The sequence below is a fragment of the Simplicispira sp. GW247-4R2A genome (assembly GCF_059424465.1).
On record NZ_JBWKZM010000002.1, the window covers coordinates 252,447 to 270,183 of the forward strand.

General features: G+C 61.4%; 20 protein-coding genes and 1 pseudogene. 20 read left to right on the forward strand and 1 reads right to left on the reverse strand.

Annotation, left to right across the window (positions count from 1 at the left end; genetic code table 11):
* Positions 1–9 precede the first annotated feature (9 nt).
* The 8 genes from AC07ZH_RS02705 (at position 10) to AC07ZH_RS02740 (ending at position 6,816) form a co-directional block, all read left to right on the forward strand.
* Positions 10–792, forward strand: coding sequence for an enoyl-CoA hydratase (locus AC07ZH_RS02705; RefSeq protein ID WP_495198484.1), 783 nt, complete (start codon positions 10–12; stop codon positions 790–792).
* Complete coding sequence (locus AC07ZH_RS02710; protein WP_495198440.1) at positions 789–1,889, forward strand: enoyl-CoA hydratase/isomerase family protein; 1,101 nt, start codon at positions 789–791, stop codon at positions 1,887–1,889. Before AC07ZH_RS02705 ends, AC07ZH_RS02710 begins: the two co-directional genes overlap by 4 nt.
* Before the next feature lie 27 nt (positions 1,890–1,916).
* Positions 1,917–2,132, forward strand: a complete 216-nt coding sequence (locus tag AC07ZH_RS02715; RefSeq protein ID WP_495198441.1) for a hypothetical protein — start codon at positions 1,917–1,919, stop codon at positions 2,130–2,132.
* Positions 2,133–2,282: 150 nt separating this feature from the next.
* Complete coding sequence (locus AC07ZH_RS02720) at positions 2,283–3,140, forward strand: 3-hydroxybutyryl-CoA dehydrogenase (RefSeq protein WP_495198442.1); 858 nt, start codon at positions 2,283–2,285, stop codon at positions 3,138–3,140.
* 71 nt (positions 3,141–3,211) lie between these two features.
* Entirely contained in the window at positions 3,212–4,396 is a 1,185-nt protein-coding gene (locus AC07ZH_RS02725) for a pyridoxal phosphate-dependent aminotransferase (protein WP_495198443.1), read from the forward strand.
* Between the two features lie 106 nt (positions 4,397–4,502).
* Positions 4,503–5,126, forward strand: coding sequence for a 2-hydroxychromene-2-carboxylate isomerase (locus AC07ZH_RS02730; protein WP_495198444.1), 624 nt, complete (start codon positions 4,503–4,505; stop codon positions 5,124–5,126).
* Positions 5,127–5,131: 5 nt separating this feature from the next.
* Positions 5,132–6,094: a hypothetical protein gene (locus tag AC07ZH_RS02735; protein ID WP_495198445.1), complete on the forward strand. Its 963-nt coding sequence runs from the start codon at positions 5,132–5,134 to the stop codon at positions 6,092–6,094.
* Between the two features lie 2 nt (positions 6,095–6,096).
* The gene (locus AC07ZH_RS02740; RefSeq protein WP_495198446.1) at positions 6,097–6,816 is read left to right on the forward strand and encodes a Crp/Fnr family transcriptional regulator; all 720 of its coding nucleotides are present in this window, start codon (positions 6,097–6,099) and stop codon (positions 6,814–6,816) included.
* 99 nt (positions 6,817–6,915) lie between these two features.
* Here AC07ZH_RS02740 and AC07ZH_RS02745 read toward each other — a convergent pair whose 3' ends face one another.
* Complete coding sequence (locus AC07ZH_RS02745) at positions 6,916–7,380, reverse strand: Lrp/AsnC family transcriptional regulator (protein WP_495198447.1); 465 nt, start codon at positions 7,378–7,380, stop codon at positions 6,916–6,918.
* Between the two features lie 154 nt (positions 7,381–7,534).
* On the opposite strand from AC07ZH_RS02745, the gene AC07ZH_RS02750 reads away from it, so the two are divergent.
* The 12 genes and pseudogenes from AC07ZH_RS02750 to AC07ZH_RS02805 all read left to right on the forward strand — a co-directional run bounded on the left by AC07ZH_RS02750 (position 7,535) and on the right by AC07ZH_RS02805 (position 17,731).
* Entirely contained in the window at positions 7,535–8,632 is a 1,098-nt protein-coding gene (locus AC07ZH_RS02750; RefSeq protein ID WP_495198448.1) for a branched-chain amino acid aminotransferase, read from the forward strand.
* An 83-nt stretch (positions 8,633–8,715) separates the two neighbouring features.
* The gene (locus AC07ZH_RS02755) at positions 8,716–9,567 is read left to right on the forward strand and encodes an acetoacetate decarboxylase family protein (protein ID WP_495198449.1); all 852 of its coding nucleotides are present in this window, start codon (positions 8,716–8,718) and stop codon (positions 9,565–9,567) included.
* Between the two features lies 1 nt (position 9,568).
* Entirely contained in the window at positions 9,569–10,276 is a 708-nt protein-coding gene (locus AC07ZH_RS02760) for an RraA family protein (RefSeq protein ID WP_495198450.1), read from the forward strand.
* Positions 10,277–10,399: 123 nt separating this feature from the next.
* A pseudogene (gene panB / locus AC07ZH_RS02765) lies at positions 10,400–11,258 on the forward strand (3-methyl-2-oxobutanoate hydroxymethyltransferase).
* 268 nt (positions 11,259–11,526) lie between these two features.
* Positions 11,527–12,015, forward strand: a complete 489-nt coding sequence (locus tag AC07ZH_RS02770) for a YbaK/EbsC family protein (RefSeq protein WP_495198451.1) — start codon at positions 11,527–11,529, stop codon at positions 12,013–12,015.
* Positions 12,016–12,219: 204 nt separating this feature from the next.
* Positions 12,220–13,134: a LysR family transcriptional regulator gene (locus AC07ZH_RS02775; RefSeq protein ID WP_495198452.1), complete on the forward strand. Its 915-nt coding sequence runs from the start codon at positions 12,220–12,222 to the stop codon at positions 13,132–13,134.
* A 25-nt stretch (positions 13,135–13,159) separates the two neighbouring features.
* Positions 13,160–13,387 (forward strand): EexN family lipoprotein, encoded by a 228-nt coding sequence (locus AC07ZH_RS02780; RefSeq protein WP_495198453.1) that lies wholly within the window; start codon positions 13,160–13,162, stop codon positions 13,385–13,387.
* A gap of 217 nt (positions 13,388–13,604) precedes the next feature.
* Entirely contained in the window at positions 13,605–15,611 is a 2,007-nt protein-coding gene (locus AC07ZH_RS02785) for a conjugal transfer protein TraG (RefSeq protein ID WP_495198454.1), read from the forward strand.
* A complete protein-coding gene (locus AC07ZH_RS02790) occupies positions 15,608–16,072 on the forward strand; it encodes a CopG family transcriptional regulator (protein WP_495198455.1) in 465 nt (154 codons plus the stop codon). Before AC07ZH_RS02785 ends, AC07ZH_RS02790 begins: the two co-directional genes overlap by 4 nt.
* A gap of 50 nt (positions 16,073–16,122) precedes the next feature.
* Positions 16,123–17,088 (forward strand): P-type conjugative transfer ATPase TrbB, encoded by a 966-nt coding sequence (gene trbB / locus AC07ZH_RS02795; RefSeq protein WP_495198485.1) that lies wholly within the window; start codon positions 16,123–16,125, stop codon positions 17,086–17,088.
* A complete protein-coding gene (locus tag AC07ZH_RS02800) occupies positions 17,085–17,462 on the forward strand; it encodes a TrbC/VirB2 family type IV secretion system protein (RefSeq protein WP_495198456.1) in 378 nt (125 codons plus the stop codon). The genes trbB and AC07ZH_RS02800 overlap by 4 nt, the downstream gene beginning before the upstream one ends.
* Positions 17,459–17,731 (forward strand): VirB3 family type IV secretion system protein, encoded by a 273-nt coding sequence (locus AC07ZH_RS02805; protein WP_495198457.1) that lies wholly within the window; start codon positions 17,459–17,461, stop codon positions 17,729–17,731. Before AC07ZH_RS02800 ends, AC07ZH_RS02805 begins: the two co-directional genes overlap by 4 nt.
* The last annotated feature ends 6 nt before the right edge of the window (positions 17,732–17,737 follow it).

The following is a 17,737-nucleotide window of genomic DNA, read 5'->3' on the forward strand; positions in this document are numbered from 1 at the left end:
GACATGGAAATGACTGACTACCCTGGACTCAAACTCGAGAAGCGTAACCACATCGCACTGGTCACGCTCGATAACCCACCCGCACATACCTGGACGTTGGAAAGCCTGGCAGCGCTGACTCGACTCGTGGCTGACTTGAATGCCGACCGTGAGATATACAGCCTCGTACTCACCGGCGCAGGAGAGAAGTTCTTTTCGGCAGGCGCAGACCTCAAGCTTTTTGCCGACGGGGACAAGGCAATGGCGCGTGCGATGGCACGCCGCTTCGGCGAGGCCTTTGAGGCGCTTGCGGGTTTTCGGGGGCTGAGCGTGGCTGCCATCAATGGTTTCGCGATGGGGGGCGGACTGGAATGTGCGCTGGCCTGCGACCTGCGCATTGCCGAGGAGCATGCGCAGATGGCACTCCCCGAGGCGGCAGTCGGCCTGCTGCCCTGCGCAGGCGGATCGCAGTGGCTTTCTTGGCAGATTGGCGAGGCTTGGGCCAAGCGCCTGATCTTGTGTGGTGAGCGTGTCAATGCCGACACTGCGCTGCGCATTGGACTGGTGCAGGAGGTGGTTCCGCGTGGCCAAGTGCTTGAGCGCGCACTGGCGTTGGCCAAGTCAGTGGAGCGACAAAGCCCAACCAGTGTCGCGGCTTGCAAGCAACTGATCCATGGTGCACGCACGCAGTCGCCGACTGCCACGCTGGTGGCGGAGCGCGAGGCATTCGTGGATCTCTTCGACACTCAAGACCAGCGAGAAGGTGTCAGTGCCTTCCTTGCCAAGCGCGCACCGCAATGGAGCAATGCATGAGCGTCAGCTTCGAGGAAATCCCCACTGGGTGCGGGCGGCGTTTTGGCCGTGCCACGCTGAGTTCGCCAGGCACCTTGAACGCGCTGTCGCTCGACATGATCGATCGGTTGGCGCCGCAGCTGACGCAGTGGGCGCACGATCCGCGTATCGCCCTGGTAGTGTTAGACGCCGAGGGCGATCGTGCTTTCTGCGCAGGCGGCGACCTGCAGCAGCTCTACGCCTCAATGCGCAGTACGCCGACGGACGAGGTGCCTAGCAAAGCCGCTTCCTTCTTCGAGCGCGAGTACCGGCTCGACTACCAGATCCACACCTACCCAAAGCCGATCCTGTGCTGGGGGAACGGCATCGTGATGGGCGGCGGCATCGGGCTGCTGGCTGGCGCCTCGCACCGCGTGGCCACGCCGAGCACGCGGCTGGCCATGCCAGAGATTTCCATCGGGCTGTACCCGGACGTTGGCGGCAGCTGGTTCCTGCGGCGCGCGCCTGGCAAGATTGGCCTGTTCCTGGCGCTCACCGGAGCCTCGTTCAACGGTACCGATGCGCGGTTCGTAGGCCTGGCAGATTTCGTGCTGCCGCACGAGCAGCACGGCGCGGTGCTGGCTGCCATTGCCGCCGGCCACTGGCTCGATGAGGGCGAGCAGAATGCTGCCCGGCTCAGCCACTTGCTGCGCGAGCACGCATTGTGCGAGGGCGAGGCGCAGTCGAAGCTGCGCCAGCACTACGACTTGATCGACCAGACCATTGGCCACGACAGTCTGGCCGACATCGCCGGGCGACTGCAGAGGCTGGCGGGACACGAGGACCCCTGGCTGGCCAAGGGCGCCGAAACCTTCATGCGCGGCTCACCGACCTCGGCGGCACTGTCGTTCGCGCTGTGGCAGCGTGTGCTGCACCTGTCGCTGGCCGACGTCTTGCGTCTGGAGTACCACGTGTCTGTGGCCTGCGCGCGCTTCGGCGACTTCGCCGAGGGCATACGCGCCTTGATAATCGACAAGGATCGCAACCCGCGCTGGAAGCCCGCCACGCTCGCCGAGGTTACGCCGATCTACATGCAGTCCTTCATCTCCTCACCGCACCCGCTGGCCGACCTGGCGTGACGTGTCCGCTCCCGAGAGACAAGCAGCGTGCCCACCGAAAACCGGCAACGCCTGTTCGGCAACTGGACGCAAAACTGGATGGCAATCGCCACCGTGGCCTCGGCCCCCAATCCGCGGGCCGATGATCCGCGTCCCACGCAACTGCTGCAGGGCGCATGGGATGTGCATACGCCGGTGCACATGGCGCATGCGGCAGGCAGCCCTACATACGGCTGCAAGTGCGCGCGCAATCTATGGTGTTGAAGTTGAAACGGATCGAGCTCCATCACCGAGTTGCGAATTCCTGGAGTCACGGTGTGCGTGGCGAATACGGCATTAAATGTGTCATATTTGCCAATGGCTTTTAAGAGCAGGCCACCGGACACTGATGATTCTTACTCCTCCGAATTCATCATGAACAGACAGCACATTGGCGTGATCGGCGCCGGAACCATGGGAAACGGCATTGCACAGGTGTGCGCACTTTCCGGACTCGATGTCACGATGCTCGACGTCTCCGAAGAGGCGCTCGGGCGCGGCATCTCGACCATTGCCGCCAGCCTGGATCGGTTGGTGAAAAAAGAAAAATTGCGCGCTGAGGACAGGGATTTGGCGCTTGCCAGGATCCGTCCGACGGTTTCCTATCAGGATCTGCGCGGTGCGTGCCTGGTGATAGAGGCGGCTACCGAAAGGCTCGACATCAAGCTGCGCATCCTCCGTGACATCGAGGCAGTGGTCAGCGACGATGCAGTGATTGCGACCAATACCTCGTCCATTTCAATCACGCAGCTGGCTGCCGTCCTGAATCGGCCGGATCGTTGCATCGGCATGCACTTCTTCAACCCAGTTCCTGTGATGGGACTGCTGGAACTGATTCGCGGATTGCAAACCTCTGATTCGGCACACGAACAGGCCTTGGCCTTTGCACGGGCGATCGGCAAGAGCGCGATCACGGTTAAGAACAGTCCCGGGTTCGTAGTGAACCGCATTCTCTGCCCGATGATCAACGAGGCCATCAACGTCCTGCAGGAAGGGCTCGCGAGTGCCGAGGAAATCGACGTTGGCATGAAGCTTGGCTGCAATCATCCGATCGGGCCTTTGGCATTGAGCGATCTGATCGGTCTAGACACGATGCTAGCGGTGATGCAAGTCTTCCATGAAGGATTCGGCGATCCGAAGTACCGGCCGGCGCCCCTGCTCAAGGAAATGGTGGATGCCGGCCGCCTGGGACGCAAGACTGGCCAGGGCTTCTACTCCTACGGCGGGCGTTGAAAAATTCGAGGGTTGGGGGCGCAGCACAGAGCCTCAGTCCACTTCCAGAGCTTTTTGATCGGGGTCGAATCATGAGAATTTCCAAGCGCGCTGAGCGCATCGAGCCTTTTTACGTGATGGAGGTGGCCAAGGCAGCCTCGCAGTTGGCGCGTGAGGTCGCTCATGGCGACAAGCCCATGGTCTACCTGACGATTGGCGAGCCGGACTTCACTGCGCCGCCTCTGGTTCAGGAGGCTGCCGTGCGCGCTGTGCGGAATGGCACGACGCAGTACACACCGGCTATCGGGCTGGAGTCTTTGCGCGAGCGCATCAGCGACTGGTACAGGCAGCGCTTCGGCGTGAATGTCCCGGCACGCCGGATCGCGGTGACCGCGGGCGCTTCGGCCGCGCTGCAACTCGTTTGCCAAGCCTTGATCGAGGCCGGCGATGAAGTCCTGATGCCCGACCCGAGCTATCCGTGCAATCGGCATTTCGTGATCGCCGCTGAAGGCCAGCCTGTCATGGTGCCCACCACGGCAGCCGAGCGATACCAACTGAGTGCGGAGAAGGTAGAAGCGCACTGGGGTGACAAGACGCGTGGCGTGCTTCTCGCTTCGCCATCCAACCCCACGGGGACATCCATTCATCCGGACGAGCTGCGCCGCATCCATGCCTGCGTCCAGGCCAAGGGAGGCGTCACGTTGCTCGACGAAATCTACCTCGGGCTGAGTCATGACGACGCTTTCGGCCAAACCGGCCTGGACATAGACGAGAACGTGATCAGCATCAACAGCTTTTCGAAGTACTTCTGCATGACCGGGTGGCGCTTGGGCTGGGTGGTGGCGCCAGAACCCCTGATCCCAGTGATTGAGCGTCTAGCACAGAACTTCTTCCTCTGCCCCAGTACTGTCGCCCAGCATGCCGCGCTGGCTTGCTTCGAGCCCGACAGCATCGCTGAGTACGAGCGCCGACGGGCTCAGTTCAAGGCGCGCCGCGACTGGTTCATCCCGGCGCTGGAGAAGATAGGGTTCAAGGTTCCGGTGGTGCCCGATGGCGCGTTCTACGCATGGGCGGATTGCTCGTCGTGGTTCGATGCCTGGAACGTTTCGAACAGTTGGGATTTTGCGTTCGAGGCCATGAAGCGGGTCCATGTTGCGATCTCGCCCGGACGCGATTTCGGCACGGCCGAGTCGGCGAGGTTCGTTCGTTTCTCGACGGCCAACTCGATGGAGCAGTTACAGGAGGCTGCAGCGAGATTCGCCGCTCTGCGCCCGTGACGCTGAACAGGGGGCAGGTCAGATCTGCACCCGCACCCGCGCACGATTCACGCGACAAAAATCGACGATGACCTAGGTTTCTCAACTGCTTTCAATGGGGACTGACATGGAACAGGCTCTTTGGTTCTTTGACCTCGTATCGCCGTTCTCGTACCTGCATTACCACAAGCTTGCGCCCCTGCGCGAGAGGCTGGAGATACGGGCAGTGCCCGTGCTCTTCACGGGATTGCTGAAGCACTGGGGAACCAAGGGGCCGGCCGAAGTACCACCGAAGCGTCTGCACACCTATCAGTACTGCGTCTGGGCTGCGAGCCAGCAAGGGTTGCCGTTTCGCATGCCTGGGCGGCACCCATTCAACCCGCTTTCAGCCCAGCGCCTCCTCGTGGCCCTGGGCTCGCCCGACGAAAGCGTGGTGTCGGCATTCCGCTTCGTCTACGGAGAGGGCCGTGATCCCGAACTCGAATTGAGGACCTTGGGCGAGCGGCTCAATGTGCCCGACGTCCCGACATTGATCTCCTCGTCGGAGGTGAAGCAGCAGTTGGTGCTCAACACCCAGCAGGCCATTGACCTCGGTGTCTTCGGCGTGTCGACGCTGGCTATCCGCAACAGAATTTTCTGGGGAGGCGACACGGTCAAGTGGGCGCTGCAGTTTATCGACGAGCCCGATCTGTTCGAGCAGCCGGCGTACCGCGCCGCCGCCAGCGCCGAATTCGGGGTTGCAAGGAACTGATGCCCATGCGCACGCTCCTTGCCACTTTGCTGAATTTCGTTGGCGAACGTACGCCGTGCCCGGAGTTGGCACAGTGGCTGCCGATCTGGCGAACGGTGCAAGCGGCATCTGCCAATCGTGACCCGTTCGTTGCAAGCCTTATCGCTGCGCTTACGGCCGATCGGCTTGCCTGGGCGTTTTTTAGTGGATACCAGGGCGCGCTGCAATCGGCCTTTCCAGATTCGATAGAGGACGGGCGTGTCGGCGCGCTTTGTGTCCACGAGGCTGGCCGGAAGATGACCGAGGTCACGACGAGCGTGGAGTTTCGTGACCGTATCCTGCACTTACATGGGAAGAAATCATGGGCCTTAACGAGCATCGAAGACCTGACCCTGCTGGTGCTTGCCAGGCGCAGTGATGGCCCTCAGAAGGGGCCCGGCAGTCTGGTGATGGTTCGTCTTCCATCAAGCGCTGTGGGTGTCGCCCTGGGGCATTCGCGCCCACAGGCCGTTGTACCCGAACTCGCTCACTCGGAAGTCTGTTTCGAGGCGGTTCGTTTGATGCCTGAGCAGTTGGTACTTGGCGACGGGTATGCCGAGCATGCTAAGCCATTCCGAGTACTTGAGGATATCTTCGTGACGGGAAGCACCTTGGCGTATCTGTTTGCAGAGGCGCAGTCCGGAGACTGGCCGACGACATGGCGCCAACGCTGTATTGCGGCTATTGCGATGCTTCACGCATGCGCTGATCTGGACCCTCGCGACACGCGTGCGCACATCCTGGTGGCGGGATCCCAGTCCTTCGCGGGTGACGTAATTCGGGAGAGCGAGAACCATTGGCAGGCTGCGCAGGCGATTGCCCACAACCGGTGGCAGCGCGACAGGCCAATTCTTTCGCTGGGCAAGGAGGCGAGGCGTCAGCGAGCCATCGGGTCTTGGGCGCGTGCTCGGCAGGAGACTGGCGGCACAACCCGGGTACAAGGAGCATGAACATGGGAACAGCGGGCCACCTAGCGCAGACATCGGTGCTTTCCTTCGTAGAGCGATGGCCGTGGTATCACGCACTGAGTCCCGAACTGCGTTCGCTGGTCATACAGACGGCGACCGAACGCGTGGCCGACGCGGGAGAGTACATCGCCCGCGCGGGAACTCCTTGCACGGACTGGTATGGACTCATGCAAGGCTTCCTGCAGATGTACGTGATCGGCGCCCGCGGCTCTGAGACCACGCTGTACTGCTTGAGAGAAGGCGAGTGGGGCGGTGAAGGCTCCCTTCTTAAAGGGGAGCCGCGCCGGTATGACCTGCGTGCCCTTACCCCGGTCAGACTGTGCACGATTCCATTCAAGACCTTCGAGCTGCTGCGCAACTCGTCGATCGAGTTCAATCACTTTCTTTGCGAGATCATGAACGCCCGCATGTGCGTATTCGTTGGGATGCTGGAGGCCTCCCGGCTGCTCGGGCCGGAGATGCGCGTGGCGAGAACACTCATGATGCTCGCCGACGGCCAAGCTAGCGATGCACAAGAGATTTCGATTCCGCAGCATCAGTTGGCCTTGATGTGCGGTCTGTCGCGCCAACGAGTCAACGTGGCGCTCAATACATTGAAGAAGTCTGGATTGGTCCGGAGCGAGCGCAGTTGGGGCCTCGTATCTGTTCATATGCCGCGCTTGCGCAACTACGTTGCCCGGCAGAGCTTGGAGGGCGGTGAGTGAGTTCAACCCCTGAGGAACGTATCGCGGAGCCGGCCCGCCGTGATGGGGCTGACGGGATCCATAGCGCGCGTCATGTTGCAAGTTGCTGAGGGATTCGGCTCACAACGGGAGCTTCGAGGTCATTTTGATTTTTTGCATCGGGAGTTCGCTCTTGACGCTCTGGACCCCCTTGATGCGGGTCAGATACTCACCTTGAAATTTCCTGTACGCGTCGAGATCCGCTGCTACTACGCGAAGCAGAAAGTCGCAGTCCCCGACCATCAGATGACATTCCACAATTTCATCAAGTTGCAGTACCTCTGCCGTGAATGCTTCGATGGTCTGGGCATCCTGGCTTTTCAACCAAATGCGGACGAACACAGTCAGACCCAGCCCAACCTTGGGGGCATTGAGCATCGCGACGTATTTTTCAATAACACCAGACTCCTCCAGGTGCTTCACACGCCTCAGGCATGGCGATGGCGATAGCCCCACTTTCTCGGCCAGTTCCACGTTCTGAATCCGTCCATCCTCTTGCAGCACTTGAAGGATTCGGCGATCAATTCTGTCTAGATCCTTAGTCATTTGATCGCTCCGCAATTGAGTGCTAAAAAAATATTCGAATGTGGCATCGCATGCTGATGTTATTTGATTTCTGGGTTACAAGGCAACCAAATTGCGCATCATGAGGCCTAGAATTTCTTCAGTTTTTATGAATCCTTGTCTATGGAGCTAAAGCGTGACCTCGGTTGACATACGGCCCTTCGCTATCGAAAAAAATCCCGTCCCGATGAGTGATGAACAGCGCCGAGTGCTGCTGGAGAGTCCTGTTTTTGGAGAGGTATTTACCGATCACATGGTCACCATCAGGTACACCAGGGACAACGGGTGGCACGACGGAAAAGTTGGGGCACGGACGGAACTGCGCCTGGATCCTGCTGCGCTGGTATTCCACTACGCGCAAGAGATATACGAGGGGATGAAGGCCTACAGTCTTGAAGGAGGCGGCAGTGGGTTGTTTCGGCCAGACGCCAATGCTCGGCGCTTTCAGCGATCGGCCACGCGCCTTGCCATGCCGTTGTTGCCCGAGGAGATGTTCGTCGAGTCGGTGCGGGCACTGGCCCACATAGATCGGGCGTGGGTGCCTTCGACTCCTGGTTTTGCGCTCTACATCCGGCCGTTCATGGTCGCAACCGAACCTGTCCTGGGGGTCAGGGCATCGGCCGACTATCTCTATTGTGTTGTGGCGTCGCCGGTTGGGCCTTACTTCAAGCGTGGGGCGGCGACAGTGACGCTCTGGGTTTCGGATCGCTTCACACGTGCAGCCCCGGGTGGGACTGGAGACGCCAAATGTGGGGGTAACTACGCCGCCAGCCTGGCTGCACAGGCTGAGGCAATCCAGGAGCAATGCGACCAAGTCATCTTCCTTGATGCGGTGGAGCGGCGCTGGGTTGAAGAGCTAGGAGGAATGAACGTCTTCTTCGTATTCGATGACGGCTCGATTCAAACCCCACCGCTGACCGGCACGATCTTGCCAGGCATTACCCGCGAGTCTCTGATCACGTTGGCGCGCGATATGGGCTTGGTCGTTCGTGAGGAGCCCTACTCCATCGACCAATGGCAACAGGATGCAAAGAGCGGGCGGCTGCGGGAGTCCTTCGCTTGCGGTACTGCTGCGGTGGTGGCCCCAATCGGGGGTGTGAAGGGCAGAAATCACTGTTTCCAGATCGGGAACGGTGGCCCTGGGGCCATCACCGAGCGCTTGAAGACCGTGCTCACGGATATCCAGTTCGGGCGTAGTGCTGATCCGTATGGCTGGGTCAATCGGCTGTCTTGATTCAGGCGTCGCAGAGATGAACCTCATCGCCTCCACAGTCCATTGGCGTGGACTGCATCTTTTCTTCCACTTGAGGAGTTTATATGACACGTTTTGCAGCGTCCCAGGGTTTCATGGGGCCGTTCTCTCACGACGGAATGGCAAGCATCGCCCCGACTCCACCGTGGCACTACGCAGCAGACTTCACTACGGTCGAGTGTTGGGCCGAGCCGGCGGCGATTGAGGCGCTGCTGCCGCCTGGGTTGAACCTTCACCCGGACGAGCGCGGCCTGATGACGATCTCTTTTGTCGATTGGCAAGCTTGTACTGACGCAGGGGGCGAATTGCTGGATCCTATTCGGGCCCAGTACCGTGAGTGCATCGTGCTCGCGAGCGTCCAGTATGAGGGCAAGCTCATGCAGTACTGCCCCTACATCGTGGTTGACCAGGATACGTCGCTTGCGCGCGGTTGGGCTCTGGGTTATCCCAAAAAGATCGGCTCGGTGTGGGTCACGCGTTCAATGGGCGTACCTTCTATTGCCTCTCCCAGGCTCGAGCCTGGTGCAACTTTTGCAGGTACGGTTGCAGTCAAGGACAGACGCCTTGCGGAAGGGCACGTGAAGCTCTCTGGCCCTGCGGACAACTCTGCGGTCACGTTTGGGAGCCGGCCAATCGTTGCCCTTCGGCACTTCCCATCGATGTTGGAGGGGCAGCACGATCAACCGGCTGTCTACGAACTTGTCCGGCTCCAGGCCGAAAACGTGCAAGCCGGCCCAGTCTGGAAAGGGGATGCGGCCTTGACGGTCTTCGATTCGCCAACGGAGCCCTTGGCTGCCCTACGTCCAACCAGGATCGGTCGCGGCTGGCGGTACTCAATTGCGATGACGAACCGGAACAACTATCTGCTTCGGGACCTTCGCGGCCTTGCTCAACCCGGTTCGTCCGAGGAGAAATGACATGGACTCTTTGCAGCTTCAACGTACTTACCTTGACCTCACGACGCCGCACGTCGCAGATGCATGCATGCGTCTGGGCATCGCGGTTCGCTGTGCACCCGCTGGAATTCGTCCCTTGTGGAGCGAATCTCACATCGTCGGTCGAGCATGTCCTGCTCGGCACTACGGCAGCGTCGACGTTTTTCTCGAAGCGGTCGACCGTGCGGCTCCCGGAGATGTTCTGGTGGTCGACAACGGCGGGCGTCTGGATGAGGCCTGTATTGGCGATCTCGTAACTTTGGAGGCGGCCCTGGCTGGCCTCCGCGGCATCGTCATCTGGGGTTTGCATCGTGATTCATCTGAGTTGCGGACTATCAGGCTACCGATCTTCAGTCTCGGCACGTTGCCGGCGGGGCCGCAGCGTTTGGAGACGCAGGAGGCGGCCGCGCTCACTTCTGCCAGGTGTGGAGAACATGTGGTCACTTCTAACGACTTCGTCTTGGGTGATGACGATGGGGTGATCTTCTTACCCCTGAGCCAAGCCCAAGAGGTGGCGGAGCTGGCAACCGCGATTCGAGACACCGAGCGCAGTCAGGCGGCACGCATGCAACTCGGTACGAATTTCAGGAAGCAGGCTCGCTTCGATGAATTTCTGGCGGCCAGGACCGCTGACGAGAGCATGACGTTCCGACAACATCTGCGCTCAATCGGTGGTGCGATCGAGGAGTGAATCTCTGGCAGAGAGCATGGGGACAGCCGGACTTCAGTTCTCTTCCATTTCTTGTTCAGAGAGCCATCTTCAGTGACTAAAAGTTCATCGAGAGACAACCATGCCGCACAAGCCCGCGTCGCCATCGATGCGACGGCGCCGTATGGAGGAAGCGAACGCAGCACAGATCGGAAATGCAAGAAGGTCACCACTTCGCGAATTACCGAAATGCGAGCCAGTGGGGAGAAGATTGCGGTGCTTACGGCCTATGACGCCACATTCGCGGCAGTCGCAGATGCCGCGGGCGTCGACTGCCTTCTGGTCGGCGACTCTTTGGGAATGGTTTGCCAAGGCCGGACTACCACGGTGGGCGTGTCACTCGAAGAAATGCGGTATCACACCCAATGCGTATCTCGGGGACTGGAACGCTCGCAGGGCTGCTCTCTAGTCGTTGCTGATCTTCCTTTCGGCAGCTATCAGCAGTCGCGTGAGCAGGCCATTGCGTCGGCGGCACTTTTGATGCAAGCGGGCGCCCATATGGTCAAGCTCGAGGGGGGTGGGTGGACCGTTGACGTGGTGGCCTTTCTGGTCGAGCGCGGAGTTCCTGTTTGTGCGCACCTGGGATTGACGCCGCAACCGGTGTCGGCGTTGGGTGGATATCGCGTGCAGGGGCGTCAAGAAGAGGTCGGCGACAAGATCCGACGCGACAGCACTTGAGGCTGCTGGCGCCTCGATGATGGTGCTTGAGATGGTCCCCCGGCAACTTGCGACCCACATCACCAGTGACATGAAGTCTTGCGCCACGATCGGCATTGGGGCTGGTAGCGGCACGGCGGGACAGGTCCTGGTGATGCATGACATGCTGGGACTCAATCTGGGACATATGGCAAAGTTCGTGCGCAACTTCATGCGCGATGCGTCTGCCGTGGATGCCGCCTTTGCGGCCTATGTCGCAGCGGTCAAGGATGGTTCGTTTCCAAACGACGAACAGCACGCTTGGTAGTGCCCGCATACATACCTGCTCGGTAACGGCCAGGGCGTATCTATTCCCAGAAGTAGACCTATGTTCCCCTCTGCTCGCCCGATTTCAGCCAGCGTAGCACCGCGAATGTCGAAAACGGCCATGAATATGGCGTTTCAGCCAATGTACGGAAGGCCTGCGACGAGCAACACTGGGAACGTAGCGTGCCACACATGGAGCGAGAGCGCAGCACTCGCTCCATGTGTGGCTGTCCAACGACCATTCATGGTTTTCATTGGTAACTTTCATCATGAGTCTCCAGTCCGTCAAACAGTTTCTCGCCGAGAAGGCCCCGGATCTTTCGATCATTGAGGTGGACGCGAGCGGCGCTACGGTTGCAATGGCGGCCACGGCGTTCGGTGTAAATCCAGGACAGATTGCCAAGACGCTGTCTCTGAGCGTAGGCGAGCAAGTCATCTTGCTCGTCGCCCGAGGCGATGCTCGACTTGACAACAGAAAGTACAAAGACCAGTTCGGGGCAAAGGCCCGCTTCCTCGCGGCGAGTGAGGTGGAGAAGGCAACAGGTCACCCAGTTGGCGGCGTTGGGCCCTTTGGGCTTGCCAGTCAGCTCGATGTCTATTGCGATGTCTCGCTGCGGATATTCAGCGAAGTACTTCCCGCTGCTGGCGCAAACAATGCAGGTGTCAGGGTCTCGCCTGAGCGGATGGCGGAACTTGTCAACGCACGTTGGGTGGATGTCATGCAGCATGAGATTGCCGCCGATTCGCTGGCTGTTTGATGCGTCATTGTTCTGCATTTTCAGCAAGATATTTGGAGCCCAAATTGCTGCTTTCGCTTCGCCTTCATTCGATCCTGGCAGTCGCATTGATCGACGTCGCCGGCCATGCCGCGCATGCGCAGACGGACGGTTGGGGTCATGCGGGCGATAAGAGGGAAATTTCGACGTAGACGAATGCGTCGAGCTTGCATCAAGGAGTTGAATATGGAGCTAAGACACCTGCGCTGCTTTACCGCTGTTGCGGAGGAACTCCACTTCGCGCGCGCAGCGCAGAAGCTGCATGTTGATCAGTCTCCGTTGTCTCGCACTATCAAGGAACTGGAGGAAGAACTGGGGGCGCAACTTTTTACGCGGACCACACGCAGCACCCGGCTGACCCATGCCGGGAAGGTTTTCCTGGAGCGGGTGCCTCGCATCTTCGAGGCTTTGGAGCAGGCGCGTGACGGCGTTAAGTCCGCCGCCAGTGGATTTCAAGGGCAGCTGCGTATCGCGTTGTCCGATGGCATCACCCCGTCGCGCATGCCGGCGCTGCTGGCGCGATGCCGAGAGGAAGATCCAGAGATAGACATTCGGTTGTTTGAGGTGTCGCTCGAGCAGCAGATCAAGGGCTTGCATGATGATCTGTATGACGCTGGGTTTTCGATGGCCGAAGAGGTAGGCGACGGCATCTTGGTACGTCGTGCGTGGGAAGACGAACTGATGGTGGCAGTCCCGGCTCGCCATCCCGTGCTGGCCCACAAGCACGTTCCATTGGAGGAAGTGTTGCGCTTTCCGTTGGCGCTATGTGATCCGGCGATATGCGAAGGCCATGCACGTCAAGTTGATCGCATTTTGCATCGATACGAGCAAAGACCGCTGATCGCGCAGCGCGTGGCCTCCTATGAAGTGATGATGACCCTGGTCTCCGCTGGATTGGCGCTAGGTTTGGCGGGTGCTGCGCACATTGCATCCGGCCGTGGGCCAGGCGTTGTGGCCCGGCGCTTGGCGGGCAAGCCACAGATGCTTACCACCTATCTGCTACACCGTGACGTGGATCCTTCCGAAATGTTGGACCGGTTCATCGAGCGAGTGGGCTCCATTGATGCGGCGGATGACCTGCGCACTGCCGATGATTCTTGATCCACCCGATGAAAGGACCGGAGCCATGAGCAAGGTGATGTTGCTGATGCTGGCTGTCGCTCTGACCGCATGCAGTCCCTCTCAACCGTCGGAAACAGTGGACTTCCTCGTGGCCCATCCCGACCGTCTCAAGGACGCTCAACGCCTGTGCAAGGAAGAGCGTGCAAAGGTTGGCGAAGAACTCTGCCGCCGCGCTGCCGAAGCCGCCAACCGGCGCTTCTTCGGCGATCAGCCAGCGCAGAAATCCAAGTAGTACCCTTCGCCGTCGCCCCGCTGCGACGAAGTTCTCGCTGTTACCTCATTACGCCGCAACGTGCTCGCGCTTGCGGCTTCTTTATTGTCTTCGCCACAGCAAGAAGTCCGGCTTTTTCGGCCTGAATCCAAGCCATAACGGTCTTTGACCGGTACATCCCACTGCACTGATCCTGACGCCTGCGGCACATCCCTGTGCCGTGATGGGAGGTCAGTCAATGCAAGGGACGAACGTGCTGTTCGGCCAGATCGCCGTCGTGTTCGGCATCGTGATCGCCGGCGTGTGGGGCGCAACACAATGGACGGCAGCGGCCTTGGGCTACCAGCTACGCCTGGGACTGCCGTGGTTCGATTTGCTGGGTATACCTGTTTACCACCCTTGGAGGCTGTTCGAGTGGTGGTTCTTCTTCGATGCCTACGCACCACGCGTCTTTGACATCGGTGGCGCGATCGTGGGCGGCAGCGGCCTAGTGGCCGTGGTGGTCGCCATCGGCATGTCGATCTGGCGCTCGCGCCAGTCCAAGCTGGTCACGACCTACGGTTCGGCGCGCTGGGCGAACGCGGAGGACATTCGCAAGGCCGGCCTGATCCAGGCAGTCGGCGTCTTCCTCGGCCTGCATGACGGCCAGTACCTGCGCCACGAAGGCCCGGAACACGTCCTGACCTTCGCGCCCACGCGCTCGGGCAAAGGCGTGGGCCTGGTGGTGCCCACGCTGCTGTCCTGGCCCGCGTCCGCGGTCATCCACGACATCAAGGGCGAAAACTGGCAGATCACCGCCGGCTGGCGCTCGCGCTTCTCGCACTGCCTGCTGTTCAACCCCACCGATGCGAAGTCAGCGGCCTACAACCCGCTGCTGGAGGTCCGGCGCGGCGCGCATGAAGTGCGCGACGTGCAGAACATCGCGGACATCCTGGTAGATCCCGAAGGGGCGCTGGAGCGCCGCAACCACTGGGAGAAGACTTCGCACGCGTTGCTGGTCGGCGCCATCCTGCATGTGCTCTATGCGGGCGAGGACAAGACGCTGCGTGGCGTCGCCAACTTCCTGTCGGACCCGGCATGCCCGTTCGAGCTGACGCTACACCGGATGATGACGACGCGGCACTTGGGTGAAGCCCCGCACCCTGTCGTCGCTTCGGCCGCTCGCGAAGTGCTCAACAAGAGCGACAACGAGCGCTCGGGCGTGCTGTCCACGGCTATGTCCTTTCTGGGGCTGTACCGTGATCCCACGGTGGCCGAAGTCACCTCGCGTTGCGACTGGCGCATCGCTGACCTGATTTCGGCAGAGCATCCGGTATCGCTGTACCTGGTCGTGCCACCTTCGGACATCAGTCGCACCAAGCCGCTGGTGCGACTGATCCTCAACCAGATCGGCCGGCGGCTCACCGAATCGCTCGATGGCTCGGACGGCATCGCGCGCCGCCACAAGCTGCTGTTGATGCTCGACGAGTTCCCGGCCCTGGGGCGCCTGGACTTCTTCGAGACGGCGTTGGCGTTCATGGCCGGCTACGGCATTCGCAGCTTCCTGATCGCGCAGTCGCTCAACCAGATCGACAAGGCCTACGGCCAGAACCATTCGATTCTCGATAACTGCCATGTGCGCGTGACCTTCGCCACCAACGACGAACGCACCGCGAAGCGAATTTCCGAAACCCTCGGCACGGCCACCGAACTGCGCGCCCAGCGCAACTACGCAGGCCATCGGCTCTCTCCGTGGTTGGGCCATCTGATGGTCTCTCGCCAGGAGACGGCACGGCCACTGCTCACTCCTGGGGAAGTGATGCAGCTCCCATCCAACGAAGCGGTGGTCATGGTGTCCGGCGTCGCACCGATAAAGGCAACGAAGCTGCGCTACTTTGCAGATGCCAATTTCAAGCAGCGCGTGCTGCCTGTGCCGGTGCTCACAACCAGCCGCTACAGCGATGCGCCGCCCACACGGCTCGACGACTGGAGCGGTCTGGCAATTCCAACCGCCCCAATGACACCAGCCGCAGGTGCAGGCCTGGCGGATGTTGAAACCGACACCGCCGATGACGGTGGTCCGCGGCGGCAACCAGAACTGTCCGAGGTCGCCGAGTACAGCCCTGAAGAGCTGCCGCAGGCAAACGACCTGGCGCTGCTTGACGACGACGACCTGCCATTGCCACTTCCTCGCCAGCTCGATCCGGCCATGCAGCGCACGGCCCGGCTGGCATCCCTCGACCCTGACGACGGAATCCAGCTATGAGCCAAACCCGCCTCAATCTCTTCATCCAGCCCGAACACGCCAAGCGCCTGGACGAGCTGGCTGCCATGAAGGGCATCTCCAAGTCGTCCATCGTTGCGGCAGCGCTCGCATCCTGGCTGTCGCCAGACGCGGGCGACCAGCGCGAGGCTGCCATCGCCAAGCGCCTGGACCGGCTGACACGCCAGTTCGAGAGGTTGGAACGCGATCAGAACATCGAGATCGAGACGCTGGCGCTGTTCATCCGCTACTTCCTGACCGTCAGCACGCCTGTGCCCGAAGCGCATCAGGATGCGGCCCGCGCCCAGGGCAAGGCCCGCTTCGAGCAGTTCGTCGAACAGCTCGGCCGCCACCTCCTGCGCGGGCGCAGCCTGGTGCGCGACATGGTGGAAGAACTCCAACCCGACTCCGCTCGGCTCCATGAGACGGCAGCCATGGCCGAAGCACAGGAGCGATCCCGGTGAGTGGCGCTCCGCAGTCGCCCATTGCCACTTCGCTGGACCGCCGCATCCGCATGCTGCGCACGGCCATGGGGCCGGTCATCGCCGCAGCGCTGGAAGACCCGGATGTGGTGGAAATCATGCTCAACCCCGACCGGACCCTCTGGATTGACCGGCTGTCGTCGGGCCGCGCGCCGCTGGGCGTGGAGCTGTCCGAAGCGGATGGCGAACGCATCATCCGGCTGGTGGCCGCCCACGTCGGTGCGGAGGTGCATCGCGGCCAGCCGCTGCTGACGGCAGAGCTGCCAGAAACGGGCGAGCGCTTCGAGGGCATCCTGCCGCCTGCCGCACCGGGCCCTGCCTTTGCGTTGCGCAAGCGTGCCGTGGGTGTGATTCCGCTGGCGCGCTACGTCACCGAAGGGATGATGACCGCCGACCAGGCGAGCTTTCTGGTGGAGGCCGTGCGTGAACGGCAGAACATCCTGATCGCTGGCGGCACCAGCACCGGCAAGACCACGCTTGCCAACGCGCTGCTCGCGGAGATTGCCGCGACTGGCGACCGTGTGTTGGTCCTCGAAGACACGGTGGAGCTGCAATGTGCCGCCCGGGACCATGTGCCGCTGCGCACGCGCCAGGGCGTGGTGTCCATGCAGGAGTTGGTGCGTTCCTCGATGCGCCTGCGCCCGGATCGTGTCGTCGTGGGCGAAGTGCGCGGTGGCGAGGCGCTGGACCTCATCAAGGTTTGGGGCACGGGCCACCCTGGAGGCATCGCCACCATCCATGCGGGCTCCGCGCTGGGCGCGCTGCTGCGCCTGGAGCAATTGATTCTCGAAGTGGCGGTCCATCCGCCCCGCGCGCTGATCGCCGAGGCCGTCAACGTCGTGATCCACATCGCCGGGCGAGGGCGCAAGCGCCGCATCGATCAGGTCGCCTGCGTGGTCGGCTTCGATGCCTCCAGCTACCAGCTCGACGACGCGCTGGCATCGCCGTCTCGCTCCGTTTCCGTCCCTTCCTCAACCCAACCTGGAGAACTTCCATGACACACGCTGCTGCTTTCCGTTTTTCCGCAAATCCGCATTCCAAGCTTTCGGGGCTCCAGGGCCTGGCCCGTCCTGCCCTGCAGGGCTTGCTGCTGGCCGCGTTGCTGCTGCTCCTGGCCGGCACCGCGCAGGCCGCGGGTTCCAGCATGCCCTGGGAAGGGCCGCTGCAAGCCATCCTGGAATCCATCCAGGGGCCGGTGGCCAAGATCATCGCGGTGATCATCATCATCTCGACCGGCCTGGCGCTCGCGTTTGGCGACATGTCGGGCGGGTTTCGCAAGCTGATTCAGATCGTCTTCGGCTTGTCCATCGCTTTCGCGGCGTCCTCGTTCTTCCTGTCGTTCTTCAGCTTCTCGGGCGGGGCGGTCGTATGAGCCCGCACGAGAGCATCGCGGCGGGTTTCGAGGTGCCGCTGCACCGCTCGCTGGCCGAGCCCATCCTGCTGGGCGGCGCACCACGCACCATGGCCATCGCCACAGGTACGCTCGCCGCTGCCGTGGGGCTGGGTCTGCAGCTGTGGATTCCGGGTGCCGTGCTCTGGATAGCCGGCCATGCGCTGGCGGTCTGGGGTGCGCGCGTCGATCCGCAGTTCATGCAGGTCTTCGCGCGGCACATCAAGCACAAGCCGCTGCTGGACGTGTGAGGGAAT